This is a genomic window from Pseudomonas sp. CFSAN084952 (assembly GCF_009648855.1).
GTDB classification, from domain to species: domain Bacteria; phylum Pseudomonadota; class Gammaproteobacteria; order Pseudomonadales; family Pseudomonadaceae; genus Aquipseudomonas; species Aquipseudomonas paracarnis.
The window spans coordinates 2,450,632-2,471,974 of the sequence record NZ_CP045767.1 but is presented as its reverse complement, the minus strand read 5'-3'; the positions used below and the strand labels follow the sequence as shown (position 1 = coordinate 2,471,974).

The window sequence follows — 21,343 nt, the reverse complement described above, 5'->3', positions numbered from 1 at the left end:
ACCGCCCTGACAGTCTCGGTGACGTGACGGGCAGCTGTCTTTGTGCTGGCGCACAGTCAAGCTGCCTTTGCGCTGTGCCGGTGAACAACCTTTTTTAGGAAATTAGCCCCATGTTCGAGCTGGATCATGCCCTGGCGCAGGAGATTGTCGATCGCACCATGGCAATCCTGCCCTATAACGTCAATGTCATGGACAGCCAGGGCTTGATCCTGGGCAGCGGCGAGCCGGAGCGTATCAACACACGCCATGAAGGTGCGCAATTGGTGTTGGCCAATGGGCGTGTGGTGGAAATCGACGGGCAGACCGCCAAGCATCTCAAGGGTGTGCAACCCGGCATCAACCTGCCGCTGTTGCATGATCAGCGCCTGATTGGCGTGCTGGGTATCACCGGAGAACCAGATGGGTTACGCACCTACGCCGAACTGGTGCGTATGACCGCTGAAATGCTGGTCAGCCAACGCCACCAGCAGGCCGAGCAACAATGGCGGCGCCAGCGTTGCGATGATCTGCTGGCCCTGCTGTTGGCCGACAGCAGCGACTCCCCGCGCCTGGTGGACGAAGCCCAGCAATTGGGGCTCAAGCCACAACTGGCGCGCACGCCGTACCTGTTTGAACTGGGCCCGGGCCAAACGGCGGAGGCCCTGAGCGCCTGGCTCGCCAGCCGCTACCCGGACAGTTGGTGCGTCAGCTCCGCGCAGTTTTCCTTGCTGTGGTGCCGACCTGCTGCGGTGCAGGTCGATAACCCCCGCTTGCTGGAAAAGCTCGAGGGCCTGGGTTGGAACATCCAGCGCATTGCCATCGGCGGGCAAGCGGAGGGCTTGGCGGGGCTGCGCCGCTGTTACCGCCGGGTAGGAGATCTGCTGGCTTATGGCCGCGATATCCTGCCGCAATCACGCCTGTTGACCCTCAACCGTTATCGCCTGCCGGTCATGCTTTGGCGTCATCGCAACGACGACGCCCTGGACGAATTGCTCAACCCGTTGCGCAAGGTGTTGGCCAAGGACAGCAACGGGCAACTGCTCGCCACGTTGCGCAGTTGGTGCGAGCACGACGGGCAAAGCCAGGCGTGTGCCGACGCCTTGGGCATTCACCGCAACAGCCTGCGCTACCGCATGGAACGCATAGCCGAACTCAGCGGCGTAGACCCGCTGACGCTAGATGGGATGCTTGCCTTGTACCTGGGCGTACAACTGCTGCCCCACCCCCTGTAGGCGCGAGCAAGCTCGCTCCTACAGGGGGCATTGTAGAAATGAACAACAAACCCGCCCCACACTTGTGCATCGGCCCCGCGTCATTGCCCCTGCCAACTGGCAGCATGGGCGTTATAAAAACCGGAGAACGTCCATGAAAATCGTGATCGCCCCTGACTCGTTCAAAGACAGCCTGAGTGCCGCAGGCGTCGCCCAGGCGATTGCCGAGGGGTGGGCCGAGGTCTGGCCGGATGCGCACGTGCTTCAATGCCCGATGGCCGATGGCGGTGAAGGCACGGTGGATGCGGTGCTCGCCGCGTGTAAGGGGCAATTACGTCGGCAAACAGTCCGAGGCCCGCTGGGCGACAGCGTCGAAGCACGTTGGGGCTGGTTGGCCGACAGCCATACCGCGATGATCGAGATGGCCGAGGCCAGCGGCCTGCAACTCGTCGCGCCGGGGCAGCGCGACGCCTGTTCCAGTACCACCTATGGCACCGGCGAGTTGATCCGCGCCGCGCTGGATGCCGGGGCGCAGCGCATCATCCTGGCGATTGGCGGCAGTGCCACCAACGATGGCGGGGCGGGAGCGATGCAGGCCCTTGGCGTGCAGCTATTGGATAGCGAACGTCAGCCACTGCCGGCGGGTGGGTTGGCATTGGCACGCCTGGCCCATATCAGCCTTGAACAACTCGACCCGCGCCTGGCGCAGGTGCGTTTTGAAATCGCCGCCGACGTCAACAATCCCCTGTGCGGCCCCCACGGTGCCTCGTCGATTTTCGGCCCGCAAAAAGGCGCGAGTCCCGAGCAAGTGGCACACCTGGACGCGGCCCTTGGGCACTTCGCTGACCATTGCGCTCAGGTGCTGCCCAAGGATGTGCGCGACGAACCTGGCAGCGGCGCCGCCGGTGGCCTGGGCTTTGCTGCCAAGGCGTTTCTCGCTGCCCAGTTTCGTCCAGGGGTTGAGGTAGTCGCTGAACTGGTTGGCCTCGATGAAGCGGTGCGTGGCGCCGACCTGGTAATCACCGGTGAAGGTCGCTTCGACGCCCAGACGCTGCGGGGAAAAACTCCGTTTGGCGTGGCGCGCATTGCCCGGCGACACGGCGTGCCGGTGGTCGTGATCGCGGGCACCTTGGGCGACGGCTACGAGCAGATGTACGCCCACGGTGTGGATGCAGCGTTCGCCTTGCCGTCGGGGCCGATGTCTCTGGAGCAAGCCTGTCACGAGGCGCCGCGCCTGTTGCGTGAGCGGGCCTCGGACGTTGCACGGGTATGGCGCCTGGCAGCTACTCGCTGACCCCGCGCGCCAGCCGCTCCACCCACTGCTCTTGAAATCCCTGTAGCTGCACACCGGGTTGCTGCAACTGCACAAATTCAAGCATCGGGTCTTGCACCGCCGTGCGCACTCCGCTCAGTTCCTCCAGGGTCGCCAAGCCGCAGAACGGCACATAGGCTTCGCTGTAGCCGCCTTCATGTACCAGCACCAGGCGGCCCTGGCACAGACGCTCGGCGGCCAGGCGCAGGGCGCGGGTCAGCAGCCGGAACGATTCACTGTGCAACAGCATGCGCGCCAACGGGTCGACGGCGTTGGCGTCATAACCACAGGCGACGATGATCAACTCCGGCTCGAAGCGCTCCAGCGCGGGCACTACGATGCGTTCCATGGCGTGTAGATAGGTGGCGTGGCCACTGCCTGGCGGCAACGGAATATTGATGTTGGCCCCCACGCCGGCCCCGCGGCCTCGATCCTGCTCGCCGCTGTAGCCAGGCGGGTAGCAGCCGTCCTGATGCAGGGAAATCGTCAACACATCGGCCCGTTCTTCGAAGATCGACTGCGTGCCGTTACCGTGGTGCACATCCCAGTCGATCACCGCGACTTTGCCCAGACCGTTGCGGGCCTTGGCGGCCTCGATGGCAATGGCAATGTTGGCCAGAAAACAAAAGCCCATAGCACTGTCTGCCAGGCAGTGATGACCCGGTGGCCGCGACAGCGAATAGGCGTTGTGCGCCTGGCCCTTGAGCACCATGTCCACGGCGGCCAGGGTCAGTCCGGCGGACAGTTGCGCAATTTCGAAGCTGCCCGGCCCAATCGGTGCCTGGGGGCCAAGCTCACCGCCACCCGCATCGCTCAAGGCCTTGAAACGCTGCAGGTAAGCGCGGCTGTGGACCCGCAGCAGATCCTCTTCACTGGCGGGCGGCGCGCTATGCAGTTGTAGTTGGCGGCTCAGTCCGGAGACATCCAACAGGCTTTTCAGGCGGCGCTTGGTCTCCGGTGACTCGGCATGCCCGCTGCCGGCCGGCGGCTGCACCCAGCCGCCCACGGGCAGGGTCAGCGCATGGGCGCCGGCGCTGTGCCACAGGCTCATTTCGTCGAAAAAAAATGCGGTGGTTGGGTTCATACCGGTTCCAGTTCAGTGGGGGAATGGGGACGGCTGGCGGCGATCATCACCAGAGACAGCAAGGTGATAGCGGCTGCACCAAGCAGCAACAGGCTGAAACCGCCGCTGGCCTCGATCAGGCGGCCAGCGAGCGCCGGGCCGATGGCCAGGCCGCCGCCGATGACCAAGTTGGAGGCGTTCATCAGCTTGCCGCTGTGATCAAGGTCGGCCAGGCAGGCCAGGATCAGCGGCAGAATGAAGGTCCAGGTGAATTTGAACAGCAGCGCCGCCAAAGCAAATCGCAGCAATGCGGGCTGGCCGAACAACAGAAGCACCGCTGCCGCCATCAACAGGTAGCCCAGCAACAACAGCACTCCACGCGGCAAGCGGGTCCCGATCAGTGAAGCGCTCGCGGCCCCGGCAATGCCCATCACGGTGGCGATGGCGAGGATGTCGCCGCTGTGCTGCGCCGAAATCCCGGCACTGGCGCCCAAGGCACCGATAAAGGTCCAGACCCCTCCCAAGCTGATATAAAAGGCCAGGACCGCGCCAACCCCCAGGGCGGCTTTCCAGCGTGAACCGGGCAAGACCGGGGTGTGGCTGGCGGGCAACGCACGGCTACCGGCGGGAAAAGCCCGCGCCAATGGCAGCAGCAGAGCCATCAACCCTGCCAGGATCAGGTAGCAGGCATTCAAACCAAACCGTTCGAACAAACCAGGCAGCACCACCAGGCCGACGGCACCGACGATCAACTGCCCCATCACCCACAAACCATAGACTCGGCTGGGATTGGCGGTGGTGGCGGCACTGGCCAGGCAGAGGATCATCAACGAACCGCCGGCCAGGGCGCTGGCCCCGCGCAACACCAGCAGCACGGCGTAGGTGTCGGCGAGCATCGACAGCAGGTTGGCCGCAATGAACAACAGCGCGGCGACCCGGGCGGCAGTGCGCCAGTCAACCCGCTTGAGCCACCACCAGGCGGGCAAGGTCGCCAGGCTCATGGCGCCCAGTTCCACGGAAAACAAGTCGCCAATCCGCGCCGGGCTCAGTTGCCATTGGCTGGCCAACTGCGCGGCCACGGCGGGAGCAGTCATCAGGAGGGTCGGAGTGATGGCGGCAAACAGTACGATCGCCGCCAGCCGTGCCGTTATCGCAGGGTTGGAAATGGGCATTTTCAAGCTCCAGGGAAAGGGGTCAGAACACATGCACGAGGCGCAACAGCGCTTCGGTGCCGGCATAACCATTGGAAGCCGCAACGTGTTGCGAAAGGCTGACCATCAGTTGGTTCTGCCGGTCGAGCCAGTGCCCGAGTTCGAAGCCGACTTGGGTGTAGCGCTTGTGGGTATCGTCGAGGCGACGGTTGTTGAGGCGCAGGGCGCCACCGTCGGCCTGGATCAGGCGCAATGCGCCGTAAGTGGCGGCGCTGAAGTCATACGAGGCAAAAGCCTGCAGGCGATACAGCGGGGCTTGCTTGAGTTCGCTGCCGAAGTAATCGTCATTGCGGCCATAGAGCTGGGCTTCCAGGTTGGCTTCCAGCACCCATTTCTCACCGATACCGTGGGTGTAGTTGTAGACAAAGGTGGCGCCCCAGCGATTGGCACCGGGGGACACGTCCGGGTTTTGGCTGTGGTACTCACCTATCGGCACAGTGATCAGGCTCAACAAGCCGCTGTAAGTGCGCGTCACCGGGTCGTTGACGAAAAACAGCGTGCCGCCCACCTGTGGATCGCCCAGGCCGCGCTCGCGGCTGCGCTGGTTGGCGCCGGGAAGGCGTGCGCTGATGTCGGCAAAGGGCAGGATGAATTGCGGCGTGCACAACGTGCCGCAGGCGTCGGTGAAATACACCTGACGGTAGGCCACGGCGTTGACCCTGAGGTCGGCCTTGCCGGTGCTGTCGGCGGGGCCATGGAAATCGCTGGCACGGGTGGCGGGCAGGTACAGCACACCCAGGCGGGTGCCCGGTGGGGCGGCGAAAAAATCGCGGGCGTTGAGGTCGGCAGCCTGGCTGTCGAGGCTGAACAGGCTGGCGCACAGCACTGTCAGGTTACGTAGGCGCGTTGAAGTCATGGCGAAGCGTCTCGTGTTAGAGGAGGCCGGAAAATGGGCAACAGCAGCCCGTGACCGTAAAAAACGACCGTGGCAAAACCGTGGGCGAAGCGGGCAGGGTCAGTCGGGCGGGGCGTGCACCAGGTGCGCTATGCGCGCCTTGTCCTTGACGCCGAGCTTGGCGTAGATGGCGCGAATATGGTGGCGCACGGTATTGGGCGAAAGGCCAAGGTCGCGGGCCACTTCCTTGTAGGTCTTGCCCTCGCCGAAGCCTTGGGCCACGTCGTTTTCCCGTGGGCTGAGCTGGGGCAGGGCACGGTTGAGGCGCGCGGCCAACAGCAATTGGTCGCCCACTGGGGACGCCTGGATGTGGATGCGCTTGCCGTCATACCCGCGCTCATCAAGCGGCACCGGCAGGGTGGGGCCACACCATTGCGGCCATTCGCTGAGCAGCAGGTCGACAAAACCGCGCTCGGCGCATTGCAACACACCCCGGGGGTCGCACACCGCCAGGGCCAGATTGCGCGGGCTGGCCAGGGTTTCACGCATGGCCACCAAGGTGCGGATCTGGTTTGCCGAGACCGCCGCCACCAGGTGCAGCATCAGGTTATTGAGCAACTGGCAATCCTGCACGTTGAACGTGGGCGCAGTGGGCTGGCGGTAGAGCGTCAGGTGGTGGCTGAGGTGGGTTTGCGGGTCGATATGGATGACACACAGCAATTCACCTAGGCCGTGGCGTTGCGCTAGCCAGTTCAAGGCGCTGCCGCTGGCGGGGTCGCGCATATCGATAATTACTGCCTCGCCAGGCGAGGCATGCACCCGTGCAACGGTCACGTCCAGATGGCGGATTGACTGCCAGTCCGCCAGGTAGTCGGGCGGCAACTGGTAGAGGTAGCTGTTGTGCTCTTGCGGCAGACCGTTGATGACAGCCGAGCGCCCCCACCAGGCACTGTCGAAGGCCAGCAATTGGCTGACGCGTGCCAGGGCATGGCACTGGAAGTGTTCGATGTCCTTGTGTTGGGCCAAGCGTTGCAGGTCCAGGGTCAGGGTGCTGAAGGCCTGCAACAGGCCCGAGTAATCAAGACGGCTCATGGGTATTCCTCTGTGGGACTTTTTTTGTTGTTCTCGTCACAGGGTGAAGGCCGAAGTGTCGGGTTGACGGGGCAGGGCCTGAGCTGAGTATCGGCGCTGCGCATAGGGATCGCCATCGTTCAGATGCAGGATGGTGCTGGTTGGCTGGTAAGAAAACGCCCGACTCGTCAGCCAGGCGCTTAGCCTCTAAACTGGTCCGCCACTTGTCTTTCAAAGGATGAAATGCAATGCACCCACCTGAACCGTCTATCGTGATCCAGCGTTTTACCGAGGCCCACCTGGAGGGCGTCGCCTCGCTATACAACGAACCGGCTGTTTGCCGTCAGGTGCTGCAAATGCCTTTTCAGTCGGTTGAGATGTGGCGCAAGCGCCTGGTGATGGATAACGAGCGGCGCCTGCAACTGGTGGCGTTGCATGGCAGTGAGGTGATTGGCCAATTAGGGCTTGAGCAGTACCTGCGCGTACGCCAGAGCCACGTTGGTTCGTTGGGTATGGGCGTGGCGCCCGCGTGGCAGGGCAAGGGTGTCGGTTCGCGGCTGTTGGCGGCCGCGCTGGAGGTGGCCGACAACTGGATGAACCTGCGCCGTGTGGAGCTGACGGTCTACGCCGACAACGAGCCTGCGCACAACCTGTACCGCAAGTTCGGCTTCGAAGTGGAAGGGCGGCTGCGCGATTACGCCCTGCGCGACGGTATGTTTGTCGACACCCTGAGCATGGCGCGCCTGCGCACGTCGGCTTGATCCTGTAAAACTGTGGGAGCGGGCTTGCCCGCGAAGGCGGAGTATCAGTCACTGAATCTTCAACTGAACCACCGCTATCGCAGGCAAGCCAGCTCCCACACGGGTCATGCATTGCCCACAGAGTCAGCGCCCGGTACAGATGCCCTGCAAGGCAAACCCCACCGCGGCCTGCGCGTGCAACGCGGTGGTGTCCAGCAGCGGCAGTGCGCTGTGTTCGGGCTGGATCAGCAGGCAGATTTCCGTGCAGCCAAGAATAATCGCCTGAGCGCCGCGTGCGGCGAGAGTCTGGATCGCCTGCTGATACACCTGGCGCGAGGCGTCGCTGATGACGCCCACGCACAACTCTTCATAGATGATTCGGTGCACCGCCTTGCGTTCATCCGCGTCTGGCACCAGCACGGTGAGCCCCTGGCCGGCGAGGCGCGATTTAAGGAAATCCTGCTCCATGGTGAACGCGGTACCCAACAAGCCTACCGTCAAGGTCCCGGCCTCCAGGGCCGCAGCCGCCGTGGCATCGGCAATATGCAGGAAGGGAATCGACACTGCCGCCTCAATGCGCGGTGCCACTAAATGCATGGTGTTGGTACACAGCACCACACAATCAGCCCCCCCGGCCTGCAAGCGTCGCGCGGCATCTTCCAGGATCAGCGCGGTATCGTCCCAACGCCCGGCATGCTGAGCCTGTTCCACCGGGCCGAAATCCACGCTGTACATCAACACTTGCGCCGACCGCAGCGGGCCGAGCTGGTCGCGCACACGCTGGTTGATAAGGCGGTAATACTCGGCGCTGGACTCCCAGCTCATGCCGCCGATAAGGCCGATGGTGCGCATGTGGTGCTCCGGACAAAAAGTGTGGCTTCACCTTACCCATTGAAGGCGGATGAGTCATACGCAGTTGCCAGCCAATTCACCGGAGCAGTTCAAATAACCTTGATCAACGATCACTTCTGATCAATACCCGGCGCTAAATTAAGGTGCGATGCCTCAACATTGGCTATACCTACCACTCGTTCTTACGATGATGCTCGCCAGGGAGTTCAATAATGAAATTAAGGCTAATGATCGGCACACTGTGCGTCGCTTCGCTCGGTATGGCCGGTTGCGCCAGCAAGGTGGTGCAACCGAATGAGTATTCAGGGTTTCTTTCCAACTACAGCCAGCTCAAGGAGGCCAAGTCACCCTCGGGGGCTGAGGTGATGCGCTGGGTTGATCCACAACTGGATTTGAACCGTTACACGGCAGTGTACATCGAGCCCACCCAGTTTTACCCCAAGCCCCAGGCCACTTCCCGCATTCCAGAGAGCACGTTGCGGGGAATCAACGACTATTACAACCAGGCGCTCAAGCGCGAGCTGGCTCAGTCATTGCCCGTGGCCAATGCCCCTGGCCCTGGAGTGATCGTGGTAAGGGCGGCGATTACCGCCGTGAGCAGCAAGACCGAGAGCCTCAAGCCTTATGAGTTTATCCCCGTCGCCCTAGTGGCTGCGGCAGTGAGCACCGGCACCGGCATTCGCGACCAGGAGACCACCCTGGGCACCGAGGCGCAGTTTCTCGACGGCGCCACTCATAAAGTGCTGGCCCAAGTGGTGCGCAAAGGCACCGGCAAGCCGCTGGCTAATGACTCCCAAGTGATGAAGGCCGACGATGTGAAAAGCGTCATCGATGGTTGGGCGTCGGACCTGCACCAGTCCTACGTGAAGCTGAAAAAACACTGAGTCAAAAAAAGCACGGTGGGTCATCGCCCGCCGTGCTTTTTTTCGCCGAGCTTATTTAAGCGGCGTCAACGCTGGTAGCTTCCACTGGCCGCCAGCGACTTCAGGCTTGGGCAGGTAAATGCGCAACACCGCGTAGAACGGGCCGGGCGGGGCCGGCAACCAGTTGCTCTGCTCAGCCTTGGGAGGTTCGTGGTGCTGCAGCGCCAGGGTCAAGCCACCATCGGCATCGAGCTTGAGGGTCGGCAGCATCTGCGAATTGATCAGGTAGCGCTTCTTGTGATTCGGCACCAGCAATTTGGTCTTTGCGTCATACATCGTCAGTGACCAGAACGCATCGGCCGGCGGCAGCTGGTCCTTGGCAAAATGCACGGTGTAGCTGTGGCGTGCACCATTAGCCGGCTTGCCCTCGCTGTCGATGACGTAGCTCAAGTGCGCGGCTTCATCACTGGAGTTGCCGAACATCCCCAGCTCGGCACCGGCGTAGCGGTACAGGTAGTTGTTTTGCAGGTGGTCGCGGCTGCCGTACAGGTCTGCGTCGGTCACTTGGTGGGTATCCACCTTGGCCTTCTTGAACGCGGCGAATTCGGCGCGGCCATCGGCGATGCCGTCCTCCAGGGCCTTGCGCTGCTCGGTAGTCAACTGCTTGACCTTGAACGGCGCGCCTGGGGCGATACCGATCTTGGCAAAGCGTGCCAGCAGATCTTTTTCGCTGTCCTGGGGCGCGGCGAAGGCCAGCATGAAGTTCAGGTAGCGAAACAGCTGCGGGCCTTCGGTCATGGTTGCCATCGGCTTGGGCCATTGGATCTTCGGCACAGTGGCAGGCGCGGGTTGCTTCACATAACTGCTCAGCGCCTGCACCTTGTAGCCGCTCTGGACCTGCTTGACCTTGCCCAGGTCTTTGTCATCAAACAGCTGCGTGCGGTAAAGGGCGTAGGCGATGTTGCTTTCGCTGTAGACCACACGGTCGATGTCCACCGGCTGCTGACCTTTCCAGTCTGGCCCGGCGATCATGTAGTGGCCGCCGTTATTGCCGGTACTGCGGGTACCCAGGTAGGCAAAATTCTGCGTATAGAGGTCGATCAACTGCACCGAGTAATAGCGCTTGTCTTCAATCTTGGGCAGGGTCAGCACCAGCGGCTCTTTACGCAGGTCCATCCACACGAACGAGTAGGGCGTGTCGACGTTGGGGGTGGTAACCGCGTTGTCCTTGGGGGTGAGCACCTGGGCGCCGTTGTCGATACGGTTAAACGGCGCCTTGAAGTGGGCACCGCCTTTATCAACGGCCTGGGTGTAGAGCGTCTTGTACATCTGCACCACCGGGAAGCCGTACAAGTAGGCTTCCTTGGCAATGGCCCTGGCTTCGCTGGGGCTTGCGGTGAAGTCAGCCCAGGCGCCGGAGCTCATGAGTATCCAGAGGCTCGCCAACAGCAGGCGCGTCGGTTTTCCAATCATGTTGTTGCGTCCTTCCTGAGTGCTATCTGAGAGCGTGGCGTGAAGGCGCTGAGTTTCCTGTTTTATTGGCCGGTCGTCACGTTAATCTCTGCAAAGGACGATGAGGAAGGGGCGTTAGAGCATGGATTTGACTTTGTCACGCAATTGATCAATGGAGAACGGCTTGCCAATCACCTGCATACCGGCGGGCACATCAATGTTTTCGGCATAGCCGCTGGCAAACAGGATAGGCAGGGTAGCGCGCAGTTCGCGGACTTTGGTTGCCAGTTGTTTGCCGTCCATGTCGGGCAGGCCGACGTCGGTCATCATCAGGTCGATGATCTGGTCGGTATTTTGCACCTGCGCCAGTGCTTCCCCAGCATCCGCGGCTTCGAGCACCGTGAACTCCAACTCTTCGAGGACATCGACGATCAGCATGCGCACGATGGCGTCGTCTTCGACTACAAGGATGGTGGAGGTGTGGGACATAGTGAACTTTCCTGAACAGTGAGAGCGCTGGGCTTAAAGGCAACTAGATTGTGAGTAATAACAATGCCAGCAAGTTCCGAAGCAATTGCTGGCATTGTGACCTTAGCGGCGCAAAAAGTCCCGTCCGCTTGCGTGTCGACTCACCAAGGTACCGGCGCCATGCGCTTGACCGCATCCGCTGTCAATCAACGCACAAACATAGCGTTGAGCGATGTTATTCGGGCAAACTTGCGGTTTTCCCGCATTTGGCCAAGGCATGCCCATGACACCCGCGTCGTCCGTCGATGAAAAAAGCTTTCGTACCCTGCTGAGCCGGAACGTGGCCCTGCCCTTGGGCGTGGGCGTGCTCAGCGCGGTGTTTTTCGTCTGCCTGATTACCTATTTGCTCTCGGTGATCCAGTGGGTGGAGCACACCGACCGCGTCATTAACAACCTCAATGAGACGTCCAAACTGACGGTTGACCTGGAAACAGGGATGCGCGGGTTCCTGATCACCGGTGACGAGCACTTCCTTGATCCGTACGAAGTGGCCAAGCCGCGGATCATTGCCGACCTGCGCAATCTGCAAGACCTGGTAGCCGACAATCCGCAGCAGGTTGACCGGCTCAAGCGCTTGGAAACCTTGCAGACCGAATGGAACACCTACGCGCAGTCGATGATTGAGCTGCAGCGCAACAGCGGTGATTACCGTGGCGCGGTCAAGGCGGGCCGGGGCAAGCGGCTCACTGATGAAATTCGCAAGGAGTACGAAGACGCGGTGGCGATGGAGCAGCAGTTCCGTATCACCCGTAACGCAGAGGTCACCCGCACGACGGTGATCAGTGTCACGCTGTACTTGGTGTTTGTACTGGGGTTGAGTGGTTTTCTGGCCTACATCGGCAGGAAGAATTTAATCTCACTTTCAAAGAGTTACAGCGCAAACCTCGCGTCACAACAGAAGATTGCACGGCGCCTCGAGCAAACCGCCTGGCTGCGCAATGGCCAGACCGAGCTGGCCGAGCAAGTACTCGGCCAACTGACCCTGAACATGCTGGGACGCAATATCCTGCAATTCTTCGCCCAGTACATGGGCTCTGCGGTCGCCGCGCTGTACGTGCGTGAAGAACACGGCGGCCTCAAGCGCGTGGCCACGTATGGTTTCTCCCGCGAGCAGGAACAGCAAGAACAGTCGATCTACAGCGACGAAGGCATCGTCGGGCAGGCCGCTCAGCTCAATCGTCTGATTCGCCTGGACGATGTGCCGGTGGATTACTTCAAGGTCAGTTCCGGTCTTGGCGAAGGGGCCACTCGCAGCATCCTGGTGATGCCGACCAGCGATGATGACCGTGTCAACGGCGTAGTCGAGCTGGGCTTCCTGCGCCCTCTGGATGAGCGTGATATCGAACTGCTGGAACTGATCGCCGGCAATATCGGCACCTCCATCGAAGCCGCGCGCTATCGCCAGCGCTTGCAGGAAGTGCTGGCCGAGACCCAGCAACTCAACGAAGAGCTGCAAGTGCAGCAGGAAGAGCTCAAGACCGCCAACGAAGAGCTCGAAGAGCAATCGCGCATCCTCAAGGAGTCCCAGGCTCACCTGGAAACCCAACAGGCTGAGCTTGAACAGACCAACGAGCAACTCGCCGAACAGACCCAGACCCTGGCCGAACAGCGCGACGCCATGGACCGCAAGAACATCGAGCTGAACCAGGCCCAGCTTGAGCTGGAAGACCGCGCCGATGAGTTGCAGCGCTCCAGCAAGTACAAATCCGAATTTCTTGCCAACATGTCCCATGAGCTGCGCACACCGCTCAACAGTTCGCTGATCCTGGCCAAACTGCTGGCGGATAACCCGCAGGAAAACCTCAGCGCCGAGCAGGTCAAGTTTGCCGAGTCGATCTATTCGGCCGGCAATGACTTGCTCAACCTGATCAACGACATCCTGGATATTTCCAAGGTCGAAGCCGGCAAGCTGGAAGTGCGCCCGGAAAACGCCAGCGTCGAGCGCCTGGTGGATGGCCTGCGTGGCATGTTCGAGCCGCTGGCAATGGACCGCAAACTGGGCTTCCAGGTGGACGTGCAACAAGGCTCGCCAACCCTGCTGTTTACTGATCGCCAACGCCTGGAGCAGATCCTCAAGAACCTGTTGTCCAACGCCATCAAGTTCACTGAACAGGGCGAGGTCAGCCTGTCGGTGTCCCGCGCGCCGGGGGAGGGCATTGCCTTTACCGTGCGCGATTCCGGCATTGGTATCGCCCCGGATCAACAGGAAAGCATCTTCGAAGCTTTCCGCCAGGCCGACGGCACCACCAATCGCCGTTACGGCGGTACAGGCCTGGGCTTGTCGATTTCCCGTGACCTGGCCACCTTGCTGGGCGGCTATATCAGTGTGACCAGCGAACCGGGCAAAGGCAGTATTTTCACGCTCGTATTGCCTGAACAGTATGTAGAACGCGACGAGGCCGCGGCGCCGATCGAGCCACCGCGCCAAGTGGTGGTCGCGCCGGCACCAACGCCCGTCAAGGTATCGCCGCTGCCGGTGGCTGATGCCGAGTTGATCCCGCGCTTTGCCGATGACCGCGAAAAAGCGCCGTTCAGCACTCGCTGCATCCTGGTAGTGGAAGACGAGCCGAATTTTGCGCGCATTCTGTTCGATCTTGCCCACGAGCTGGGTTACCACTGCCTGGTCGCCCACGGTGCCGACGAGGGCTACAGCCTCGCCGAGCAATACATCCCCGACGCGATTCTGCTGGACATGCGCCTGCCCGACCACTCAGGACTGACTGTGCTGCAACGCCTCAAGGAGCACGCCAACACGCGCCACATCCCGGTGCACGTGATCTCTGTGGAAGACCGTGTCGAAGCCGCCATGCACATGGGTGCCATCGGTTATGCGGTCAAGCCCACCACCCGCGAAGAGCTCAAGGACGTGTTCGCGCGCCTGGAAGCCAAGTTGACCCAGAAGGTCAAGCGCATCCTGCTGGTGGAAGACGATGACCTGCAGCGCGACAGCATTGCCCGCCTGATCGGCGACGATGACATCGAGATCACTGCCGTAGGCTTCGCCCAAGAGGCCCTCGACCTGTTGCGCACCACCATCTACGACTGCATGATCATCGACCTCAAGCTGCCGGACATGCTCGGCAACGAGCTGCTCAAGCGCATGGCCACCGAGGACATCTGCTCGTTCCCGCCGGTGATCGTCTACACCGGGCGCAACCTGACCCGGGACGAAGAGGCCGAACTGCGCAAGTATTCACGCTCGATCATCATCAAGGGGGCGCGCTCGCCCGAGCGTCTGCTGGATGAAGTCACGCTGTTTCTGCACAAAGTCGAATCCCAGTTGTCCCATGACCGCCAGAAGATGCTCAAGACCGCCCGCAGCCGCGACAAGGTGTTCGAGGGGCGCAAAATCCTCTTGGTGGACGACGACGTGCGCAATATCTTCGCCCTGACCAGCGCCCTGGAACACAAAGGCGCGGTGGTGGTGATCGGGCGTAACGGCCAGGAGGCTATCGATAAACTCAATGAAGTCGAAGATATCGACCTGGTGCTGATGGACGTGATGATGCCGGAGATGGACGGTTACGAGGCCACCGCCTTGATCCGCCAGGACCCACGCTGGAAAAAACTGCCAATCATTGCCGTGACGGCCAAGGCCATGAAGGACGATCAGGAGCGTTGCCTGGCAGCAGGCTCAAACGATTACCTGGCCAAGCCGATTGACCTGGACCGCCTGTTCTCACTGATTCGCGTATGGCTACCGAAGATGGAACGCATTTAAGTGGAGCAGTGTTTCTTGGATAAGAGCAGCGATATTGAGCTGCGCCTGTTGATCGAGGCGATTTACCTCAAGTACAGCTACGACTTTCGCGACTATTCGGGCGCGTCGGTCAAACGCCGTGTGGCCCATGCCTTGCGTCAGTTCGACTGCGCGACCATTTCCGCACTGCAAGAGCGCGTGTTGCACGACCCTGCAGCGTTCATGCAGTTGCTGCAATTCTTGACCATCCCGGTGAGCGAGATGTTTCGCGACCCGTCGCACTTCCTCGCGATTCGCCAGGAAGTCGTGCCGCTGCTCAAGACCTACCCGTCGATCAAGATCTGGATCGCCGGCTGCAGCACAGGCGAGGAGGTGTACTCCATGGCCATCCTGCTGCGTGAAGAAGGCTTGCTGGAACGCACCATCATCTACGCCACGGACATCAACCCGGCGTCGCTGGATAAAGCCAAGCAGGGCATCTTTTCCCTGGAGAACGTGCGCGCCTATACCGCCAATTATCAGCAGGCCGGCGGGCAACGTTCATTTGCCGACTACTACACAGCAGCTTACGATTACGCGATCTTTGACAAGACATTGCGCGAGAACGTGACCTTTGCCGATCACAGCCTGGCGACCGACAGCGTATTTTCAGAAACGCAATTAATTTCATGCCGTAACGTATTGATTTATTTCAATAAAAAATTGCAAGATCGAGCGTTTGGCTTGTTTCATGAGTCGCTGTGTCATCGCGGCTTTTTGGTGCTGGGCAGCAAGGAAACCCTGGATTTTTCCGCCTACAGCAAGCAATTCGAACCCTTGGTCAAGCAGGAACGGATCTACCGAAAATCATGAGCGACGCGCCGGACACCCCGATTTCGGGGATCGAAGCCATCGTCGTCGGCGCGTCCGCCGGCGGCGTCGAGGCGTTGCTGAGTATTTTCGGCCAGTTGCCCAGTACCTTCGGCCTGCCGATCATTGCCGTGCTGCACCTGCCGGACGAGCGCCGCAGCCAATTGGCGGAAGTCTTTGCCCGGCGCCTGAACATCCCGGTCAAGGAGGCAAGGGACAAAGAAGCGCTGGAGGCGGGCACCTTGTACTTTGCCGGGCCCGGTTATCACCTGTCGGTAGAGCAGGACCGCAGCCTGTCCCTGAGCCAGGAAGACCGGGTGCACCATTCCAGACCCGCCATCGACTACCTGTTTTCCTCGGCGGCCGATGTGTATGGGCCTCGCCTGCTCGCCATTTTGTTGACTGGCGCCAACCAGGACGGCGCAAGTGGGCTGGCCCACGTCAAGCAATCGGGTGGCATTACCATCGTGCAGGACCCACAAGAGGCACGCATTGCCGTCATGCCCCTGGCGGCCCTGGCCTTGCACACACCTGACCATATTCTTTCCTTGAGCCGAATCGGCTCATTGCTGGCTTCCCTGGAACCCTTCCCATGTTAAGTACTGTCCAGGCCAAACTGCTGATCGTCGACGATCTGCCGGAAAACCTGCTGGCCCTAGAGGCGCTGATCAAGCGTGAGGATCGCCAGGTCTTCAAGGCATTGAGTGCCGATGAGGCGTTGTCCCTGTTGCTGGAACATGAATTCGCCATGGCGATCCTCGACGTGCAGATGCCTGGCATGAACGGGTTCGAGCTGGCCGAACTGATGCGCGGCACCGAAAAGACCAAGAACATCCCCATCGTGTTCGTCAGCGCCGCCGGGCGCGAACTCAACTACGCCTTCAAGGGTTATGAGAGCGGCGCGGTGGACTTCCTGCATAAGCCCTTGGATATCCATGCGGTCAAGAGCAAGGTCAATGTGTTCGTCGACCTGTATCGCCAGAGCAAGGCGATGAAGCTGCAAGTCGAAGAGCTGGAGCGTAGCCGCCGCGAGCAGGAACTGTTGCTCACGCGCCTGCAGGCCACTCAGGCCGAACTGGAACAAGCGGTGCGCATGCGTGACGATTTCATGTCGATTGTCGCCCACGAAGTGCGTACACCCCTGAACGGGCTGATTCTGGAGACCCAGTTGCGCAAGATGCACCTGGCCCGGGACAACGCCGCCGCGTTCACTCTGGACAAGATGCACGCCATGGTTGACCGCGATGAGCGCCAGATCAAAAGCCTGATCCGTCTGATCGAAGACATGCTTGACGTGTCACGCATCCGTACCGGCAAGCTGTCCATACGCCCGGCGCGTTTTGACCTGGCGCAGTTGGTGCGCAACCTCGTGCACAACTTCGAGCCACAGGTCGCCGCGGCTGAATCGTCGATGCAGTTGGTGGCAGACGAGCCTGTAGAGGGCCACTGGGATGAATTCCGTATCGAGCAGGTGATCACCAACCTGCTGACCAATGCCCTGCGCTACGGGGCTAAAAGCCCGGTGGATGTACGGGTGTATACCGAGCATGGCGAGGCGCGCGTGGAAGTGCGCGACCGTGGCATTGGTATCAGTGAAGACAACCAGAAGCGTATTTTCCAGCAGTTCGAACGGGTTTCCGCCAATCATGCCGCCGCCGGCCTGGGCCTGGGATTGTTTATTTCCGAGCAGATAGTAGCGGCCCATGGCGGCACCATCGAGGTGGAGAGCCAGATAGGCGAGGGCGCCTTGTTTCGTGTGTGCTTGCCCCTTGAGGCGACCGCGTGAAATCAATCGTCAGCTCGACGCAACCTCTGCGTGACCCCATGGTCGTAACTGCAGCAATTGACCGGACAAAGGCTTCCCATGAGTGAAGATGCACAAGATGTCGTACTGATCGTCGAGGACGACGAATCCATTATGTTTGTGCTGGGTGAGTACCTGGCAGGCTTGGGCTACCGGGTCTTGAAGGCGATCGACGGGGAGCAGGCCTTCGAAATCCTTGCGACCAAACCGCACCTGGACTTGATGGTCACCGATTACCGCCTGCCGGGTGGAATTTCCGGGGTGCAGATCGCTGAGCCGGCGCTCAAGCTGCGACCGGAACTGAAAGTGATCTTTATCAGCGGCTATCCGCAGGAAATTCTCGACTGCAACAGCCCGATCACGCGCAACGCGCCGATTTTGGCCAAGCCGTTTGATCTGGATACGCTGCAGGAGCATATCCAGCGTTTATTGGCGTGATGATTCAAACGAGACGCGCAAGTTTTGTGCGATAGCAAAAGTTCTTCTCGAACCACCGAGAAGAACCTTTTTGAGGTATTGCGCGTTTTTCCCGCTTGACGACATCCTTTATGCCGAAGGCACGAAATCCTTCAAGGGAAGACCAAACGGCTGTTTACTGACAGGGTCAAGGGCATACCATTTGCCGTTTTTCTGGGTGGCAGCGATTGCTGTTGTTGTCCCTTGCATGTTGGCGTTGCCTATTGTGGCGTTCTCAACGTTCCTGAAGATCTTTACAGGGTCATACTTGATTTTAAACGAAGGTTGATTATTCCGTCCGGGACCACTGTTCGCCAAGTAAGTTATACCTTCTTGCACGAAGCCTTGCGCAATACCCTTTGGATCGATAGGGTTGAGTGCGCCTATGGCGCCACGCACCAATCTTTTTGCGGTACTTCCAAACGCAGACGAGCCCGCTCTGGCACCAGCGCCAGCGGCCCGCACCGCCCCACCGGCGCCGGCAAGAAGAAAGCCAAAAACATCAAACGCCACATCGATAAGGCCCTCGCGCCAGTTTCCTGCGATAAAGTTTTTGACGGCGTTATAACCCGGAATAAGCCCTACCACAAAATCTTCGATTTTTTGCCAGAAAGGGACTTCACCATCGAATGCAGTGGTGCCCCGCAGTGACTCTGCGTTATCCCGAATACTGATTTTTTTTACCATGGCATCAGCGATGTACTGGGTCTTTTCGCTGGCGAAGCTGTTGGGAGCATCGTTGACCGCGTCGGTGGACCCGGCCGTAAGAACGTTATCGCTGTAATTGCCATCAGGGGCGAGGGGGACAAGGCGCTTGGAGTTAATCTTATCGTCCGAAATGGCACCTGGGATTTTGTCGTTCAAATCGATACGTTTTCGAATGGTATTTTTTGCGCTGTCTATTTCATAGGTATGGGTGCCTTTATTGCCTTGTGCATCCACAAACTCGCTTTGTAAAAATATACTGGTCGGTGAAGAGTCTTTTCTTTTTTGTACCTGCGAGTAAGCTTCGTACGAAACGTCTACTTCTTTAGAAATCGTAACTTTCCCATGCTCAATTATTTTTCGATCCTCAATAGGGAGTTTGGAAATCAAGTTCTTGACTTGCGTTTGCGTGGCTCGTTCAAAGCGATCGAATAAAACAGAAAGCTGTGTTTCGAATGTATAAACTACGGAACTATTTGTAAACTTTCGCAAGGCGATGGTGCTAAGATCGATATCTTTATCGCTGGATGTATAGCTATCCAAAGCGACATCCTTATGGTGTCGCTCCGCGTTAATCAATATATCCACCAATGAGTAGGGCCCTGGAAATTCCAAAAAGCCAGAGTCCTTTGGTGTCAGCACTTTTCGTTTTATTTGCTCTTCCGACAAGTGCGGATTTTGCTCTTTGATGCTGGCCACTGCCATTTCATGCAGCACAGGGAACGGCGTCGCAAACGTCTTGGAAGACTCATTCAACTGATGCATCTGCTCATTGAATGCAGCGCGCACCTTTGTCATATCTTCTTCTGAGTATTGATCTGTGCTGCTCCTGGTCAGCACACCATTGTAAACGCCCCAGTCTTTCAGGGCGTCCGTTTGAGCCTGCTGCTCAACCAGTTTGTCTGCCAGCGTTATTGGCGCCAGTTCATGTCGCATCATGACTTGGGCATACGTCATTCGGCTGGTCGAGCCAGGAGCCTCAGCCTCTATACGGGCTACTGCCGTAACGAAACTGACCCAAGAGTGGGTGCCCTTGGTCAATGTTTCGGGTATGTCTTTGACCAAGAGTTCCGGAGCCTTGCGGGCCAATAGAACTTCCATGGCCAGCACGCCGTTGTAATGGTTCGTCACTCCGGTTTCGCGCAAGTGATCAGACAGCGTTGCGTATATGTCCTGGGCGTTCATTCCGGAGAGGTTCATGTTGGCCAGGTCGAAGCCCGCAACTTTAGTCCTGTTCGAATCGGGTGAAGTTGCGTTGATGCTGAGGGGGTCCAACGCGTCGTAGAGCGCTGTCAACATCCAATCAGCGATCACGTTAGGCGATGCAATTTCGCCAAATTCGCGCTCCGCCGCAAGGGCGAATTTTTTAACATTGGGAAACTCCAGGACGTTGTCAATGCCGCGGCTACGATCTTCCAGAAAGCTTGCACCGAAATTCTGTCGATATTCAACCCCGCGAGTCAAATAGGCGAGCAGGGTGTTTTCTGGCTGACCTTCCAAAAACTTACTGGTCATGGCGGCAAGTGCACGCCGATCATCATTGCTCATCGGCGTTGGCCATGAGTGCGCCCCACCTAGATTGCCATGCGCCGGTTTTTCAATGGGAGGGCTTGCCAACGACTGCGCAATGTTCTTTAACTCCGACGCATTAGTTGGAAGTACTATGCCATGCCCTACGAGGTAGTCGCGCAGTGTCACCGCCACATCCGGTTTCAGATTGTGGTCCCGGAAGTAGGAAGAGGTGGGATCTATCTCAACTGGCGTATCCAGAACATTTTGCAACCGTTGCTTAATGGTTAGCTGGAGCTTTTCGATAGTTTCTTCGTAACCAGATCTTTTTTGCCAGAATTGGAGCTCGGCCTCCAGGTCCTCAAGGTCCTTAGCTTTTTCGTTTACGACGTTTGATATTACCCCAATCACGGCATTTCGATTGTTCAGATCCCCCAACTCCGACACTTGATTATTCAGGTATTGCTGGGGAGGGAAATTAAACCTCTCATTGTAGGTGTCAGAATCCGGATCCTGCAGTTTATCAAGTAGCTGCTGGATGGATGCCTGTCGCTGAGAAGGCGATAGTATGCGGTCGGAGGGCACGGCATGACCATGAAACCGTGCGATGTCTGCGATCGTTGCGGTGGTCGCGGTGGATGCGGTATCGAAACTTACGACATTGCCGGGGCCTGCCAACGTTTTGGCAACACTCTTGAGCAGGGGCCAACCCGTAAAGCTGTGAATATCCAAGGATTTGGCGGTGGGCGTGGGCGGTGAAAAGTCGAAGGGGTTTCGCTGTTTGGCCCCCGTGGTCGTGACGTCGAGGGTACCGCTGTCGACATTGATAGTAAGCGGCTTTGATAGGTCTACATCATTCTGCTTGGCCCAGTCCTTGAACGCAGGGCTTTCAAGTAGTTTAAGCATCAGCGCACGCGTCTGCCCTAAGGACGAATTCCACGGGATTCTGTCAACTTCAACTTCGCGATAGTCTTGATTGTCACCCAACAAATCTCGCAACGTACCACCGTATATGCTGGCTAACCACTGATCCTTATCTTGCAGAGAGGTTTGTCTTGTTCCCGGAAGCTCTGTCGCGACCTCGAGGCGGGCAGATTGCGGTTGTGGAACGGCGCTTGACAGTTGGGGCGTATAAAGCTCGGAAAAGCGTGAATTGGAAATAACAGTCATCAGAAATATTCCTGGTCGATGTGGGTAGTGCGT

General features: G+C 59.2%; 17 protein-coding genes. 9 read left to right on the top strand and 8 right to left on the bottom strand.

The window, feature by feature from the left end; translation table 11 throughout:
* The first annotated feature begins 110 nt into the window (after positions 1 to 110).
* Together GH769_RS11125 and GH769_RS11120 are read left to right on the top strand one after the other, a co-directional pair.
* Positions 111 to 1,211 (top strand): sugar diacid recognition domain-containing protein, encoded by a 1,101-nt coding sequence (locus GH769_RS11125; protein ID WP_032903043.1) that lies wholly within the window; start codon positions 111 to 113, stop codon positions 1,209 to 1,211.
* A gap of 133 nt (positions 1,212 to 1,344) precedes the next feature.
* Positions 1,345 to 2,484, top strand: coding sequence for a glycerate kinase (locus GH769_RS11120; RefSeq protein WP_019817067.1), 1,140 nt, complete (start codon positions 1,345 to 1,347; stop codon positions 2,482 to 2,484).
* On the opposite strand, the gene GH769_RS11115 is transcribed toward GH769_RS11120, so the two are convergent.
* The 4 genes from GH769_RS11115 to GH769_RS11100 form a co-directional block, all read right to left on the bottom strand.
* Positions 2,474 to 3,586 carry a class II histone deacetylase gene (locus GH769_RS11115; RefSeq protein ID WP_032903045.1) on the bottom strand — a complete coding sequence of 371 codons (1,113 nt, stop codon included), beginning with the start codon at positions 3,584 to 3,586 and terminating at the stop codon, positions 2,474 to 2,476. The genes GH769_RS11120 and GH769_RS11115 overlap by 11 nt on opposite strands.
* A complete protein-coding gene (locus tag GH769_RS11110) occupies positions 3,583 to 4,737 on the bottom strand; it encodes an MFS transporter (protein WP_032903047.1) in 1,155 nt (384 codons plus the stop codon). Before GH769_RS11110 ends, GH769_RS11115 begins: the two co-directional genes overlap by 4 nt.
* Before the next feature lie 22 nt (positions 4,738 to 4,759).
* Positions 4,760 to 5,632 (bottom strand): transporter, encoded by an 873-nt coding sequence (locus GH769_RS11105; protein WP_019817065.1) that lies wholly within the window; start codon positions 5,630 to 5,632, stop codon positions 4,760 to 4,762.
* A 99-nt stretch (positions 5,633 to 5,731) separates the two neighbouring features.
* Positions 5,732 to 6,703: a helix-turn-helix transcriptional regulator gene (locus GH769_RS11100; protein ID WP_032903049.1), complete on the bottom strand. Its 972-nt coding sequence runs from the start codon at positions 6,701 to 6,703 to the stop codon at positions 5,732 to 5,734.
* A 227-nt stretch (positions 6,704 to 6,930) separates the two neighbouring features.
* Here GH769_RS11100 and GH769_RS11095 point away from each other — a divergent pair, with 227 nt between their 5' ends.
* The gene (locus GH769_RS11095; RefSeq protein ID WP_014718491.1) at positions 6,931 to 7,443 is read left to right on the top strand and encodes a GNAT family N-acetyltransferase; all 513 of its coding nucleotides are present in this window, start codon (positions 6,931 to 6,933) and stop codon (positions 7,441 to 7,443) included.
* A gap of 123 nt (positions 7,444 to 7,566) precedes the next feature.
* Here the strand turns inward: GH769_RS11095 and GH769_RS11090 are convergent, their stop codons facing one another.
* The gene (locus tag GH769_RS11090) at positions 7,567 to 8,274 is read right to left on the bottom strand and encodes an aspartate/glutamate racemase family protein (RefSeq protein WP_032903051.1); all 708 of its coding nucleotides are present in this window, start codon (positions 8,272 to 8,274) and stop codon (positions 7,567 to 7,569) included.
* Positions 8,275 to 8,486: 212 nt separating this feature from the next.
* Here GH769_RS11090 and GH769_RS11085 point away from each other — a divergent pair, with 212 nt between their 5' ends.
* Positions 8,487 to 9,158, top strand: coding sequence for a DUF3313 domain-containing protein (locus GH769_RS11085; protein WP_014718489.1), 672 nt, complete (start codon positions 8,487 to 8,489; stop codon positions 9,156 to 9,158).
* Positions 9,159 to 9,209: 51 nt separating this feature from the next.
* Here GH769_RS11085 and GH769_RS11080 read toward each other — a convergent pair whose 3' ends face one another.
* Both GH769_RS11080 and GH769_RS11075 read right to left on the bottom strand, forming a co-directional pair.
* Entirely contained in the window at positions 9,210 to 10,610 is a 1,401-nt protein-coding gene (locus GH769_RS11080; protein WP_032903052.1) for a DUF1254 domain-containing protein, read from the bottom strand.
* Positions 10,611 to 10,724: 114 nt separating this feature from the next.
* The gene (locus GH769_RS11075) at positions 10,725 to 11,078 is read right to left on the bottom strand and encodes a response regulator (RefSeq protein WP_014718487.1); all 354 of its coding nucleotides are present in this window, start codon (positions 11,076 to 11,078) and stop codon (positions 10,725 to 10,727) included.
* A gap of 262 nt (positions 11,079 to 11,340) precedes the next feature.
* On the opposite strand from GH769_RS11075, the gene GH769_RS11070 reads away from it, so the two are divergent.
* From GH769_RS11070 to GH769_RS11050, 5 genes are all read left to right on the top strand, one after another.
* Positions 11,341 to 14,838: a response regulator gene (locus tag GH769_RS11070; protein WP_020302771.1), complete on the top strand. Its 3,498-nt coding sequence runs from the start codon at positions 11,341 to 11,343 to the stop codon at positions 14,836 to 14,838.
* Entirely contained in the window at positions 14,839 to 15,669 is an 831-nt protein-coding gene (locus GH769_RS11065) for a protein-glutamate O-methyltransferase CheR (RefSeq protein ID WP_019817062.1), read from the top strand.
* On the top strand, positions 15,666 to 16,265 hold the full coding sequence (locus GH769_RS11060) for a chemotaxis protein CheB (protein ID WP_020302772.1): 600 nt from the start codon (positions 15,666 to 15,668) through the stop codon (positions 16,263 to 16,265). Before GH769_RS11065 ends, GH769_RS11060 begins: the two co-directional genes overlap by 4 nt.
* A complete protein-coding gene (locus tag GH769_RS11055; protein ID WP_020302773.1) occupies positions 16,259 to 17,452 on the top strand; it encodes a hybrid sensor histidine kinase/response regulator in 1,194 nt (397 codons plus the stop codon). Before GH769_RS11060 ends, GH769_RS11055 begins: the two co-directional genes overlap by 7 nt.
* Positions 17,453 to 17,530: 78 nt before the next feature.
* Positions 17,531 to 17,908, top strand: coding sequence for a response regulator (locus tag GH769_RS11050; protein WP_005788286.1), 378 nt, complete (start codon positions 17,531 to 17,533; stop codon positions 17,906 to 17,908).
* A gap of 108 nt (positions 17,909 to 18,016) precedes the next feature.
* Here the strand turns inward: GH769_RS11050 and GH769_RS11045 are convergent, their stop codons facing one another.
* A complete protein-coding gene (locus tag GH769_RS11045) occupies positions 18,017 to 21,310 on the bottom strand; it encodes a hypothetical protein (protein ID WP_032903053.1) in 3,294 nt (1,097 codons plus the stop codon).
* Between the last annotated feature and the right edge of the window lie 33 nt (positions 21,311 to 21,343).

Excerpts from the sequence above, each read along its gene's own strand:
- GH769_RS11105 (WP_019817065.1), bottom strand. The coding sequence starts at position 5,632 with ATGACTTCAACGCGCCTACGTAACCTGACAGTGCTGTGCGCCAGCCTG.
- GH769_RS11055 (WP_020302773.1), top strand. The coding sequence starts at position 16,259 with ATGTTAAGTACTGTCCAGGCCAAACTGCTGATCGTCGACGATCTGCCG.
- GH769_RS11060 (WP_020302772.1), top strand. The coding sequence starts at position 15,666 with ATGAGCGACGCGCCGGACACCCCGATTTCGGGGATCGAAGCCATCGTC.
- GH769_RS11045 (WP_032903053.1), bottom strand. The coding sequence starts at position 21,310 with ATGACTGTTATTTCCAATTCACGCTTTTCCGAGCTTTATACGCCCCAA.
- GH769_RS11095 (WP_014718491.1), top strand. The coding sequence starts at position 6,931 with ATGCACCCACCTGAACCGTCTATCGTGATCCAGCGTTTTACCGAGGCC.
- GH769_RS11090 (WP_032903051.1), bottom strand. The coding sequence starts at position 8,274 with ATGCGCACCATCGGCCTTATCGGCGGCATGAGCTGGGAGTCCAGCGCC.
- GH769_RS11110 (WP_032903047.1), bottom strand. The coding sequence starts at position 4,737 with ATGCCCATTTCCAACCCTGCGATAACGGCACGGCTGGCGGCGATCGTA.
- GH769_RS11070 (WP_020302771.1), top strand. The coding sequence starts at position 11,341 with ATGACACCCGCGTCGTCCGTCGATGAAAAAAGCTTTCGTACCCTGCTG.
- GH769_RS11085 (WP_014718489.1), top strand. The coding sequence starts at position 8,487 with ATGAAATTAAGGCTAATGATCGGCACACTGTGCGTCGCTTCGCTCGGT.
- GH769_RS11080 (WP_032903052.1), bottom strand. The coding sequence starts at position 10,610 with ATGATTGGAAAACCGACGCGCCTGCTGTTGGCGAGCCTCTGGATACTC.
- GH769_RS11125 (WP_032903043.1), top strand. The coding sequence starts at position 111 with ATGTTCGAGCTGGATCATGCCCTGGCGCAGGAGATTGTCGATCGCACC.
- GH769_RS11100 (WP_032903049.1), bottom strand. The coding sequence starts at position 6,703 with ATGAGCCGTCTTGATTACTCGGGCCTGTTGCAGGCCTTCAGCACCCTG.
- GH769_RS11075 (WP_014718487.1), bottom strand. The coding sequence starts at position 11,078 with ATGTCCCACACCTCCACCATCCTTGTAGTCGAAGACGACGCCATCGTG.
- GH769_RS11050 (WP_005788286.1), top strand. The coding sequence starts at position 17,531 with ATGAGTGAAGATGCACAAGATGTCGTACTGATCGTCGAGGACGACGAA.
- GH769_RS11120 (WP_019817067.1), top strand. The coding sequence starts at position 1,345 with ATGAAAATCGTGATCGCCCCTGACTCGTTCAAAGACAGCCTGAGTGCC.
- GH769_RS11115 (WP_032903045.1), bottom strand. The coding sequence starts at position 3,586 with ATGAACCCAACCACCGCATTTTTTTTCGACGAAATGAGCCTGTGGCAC.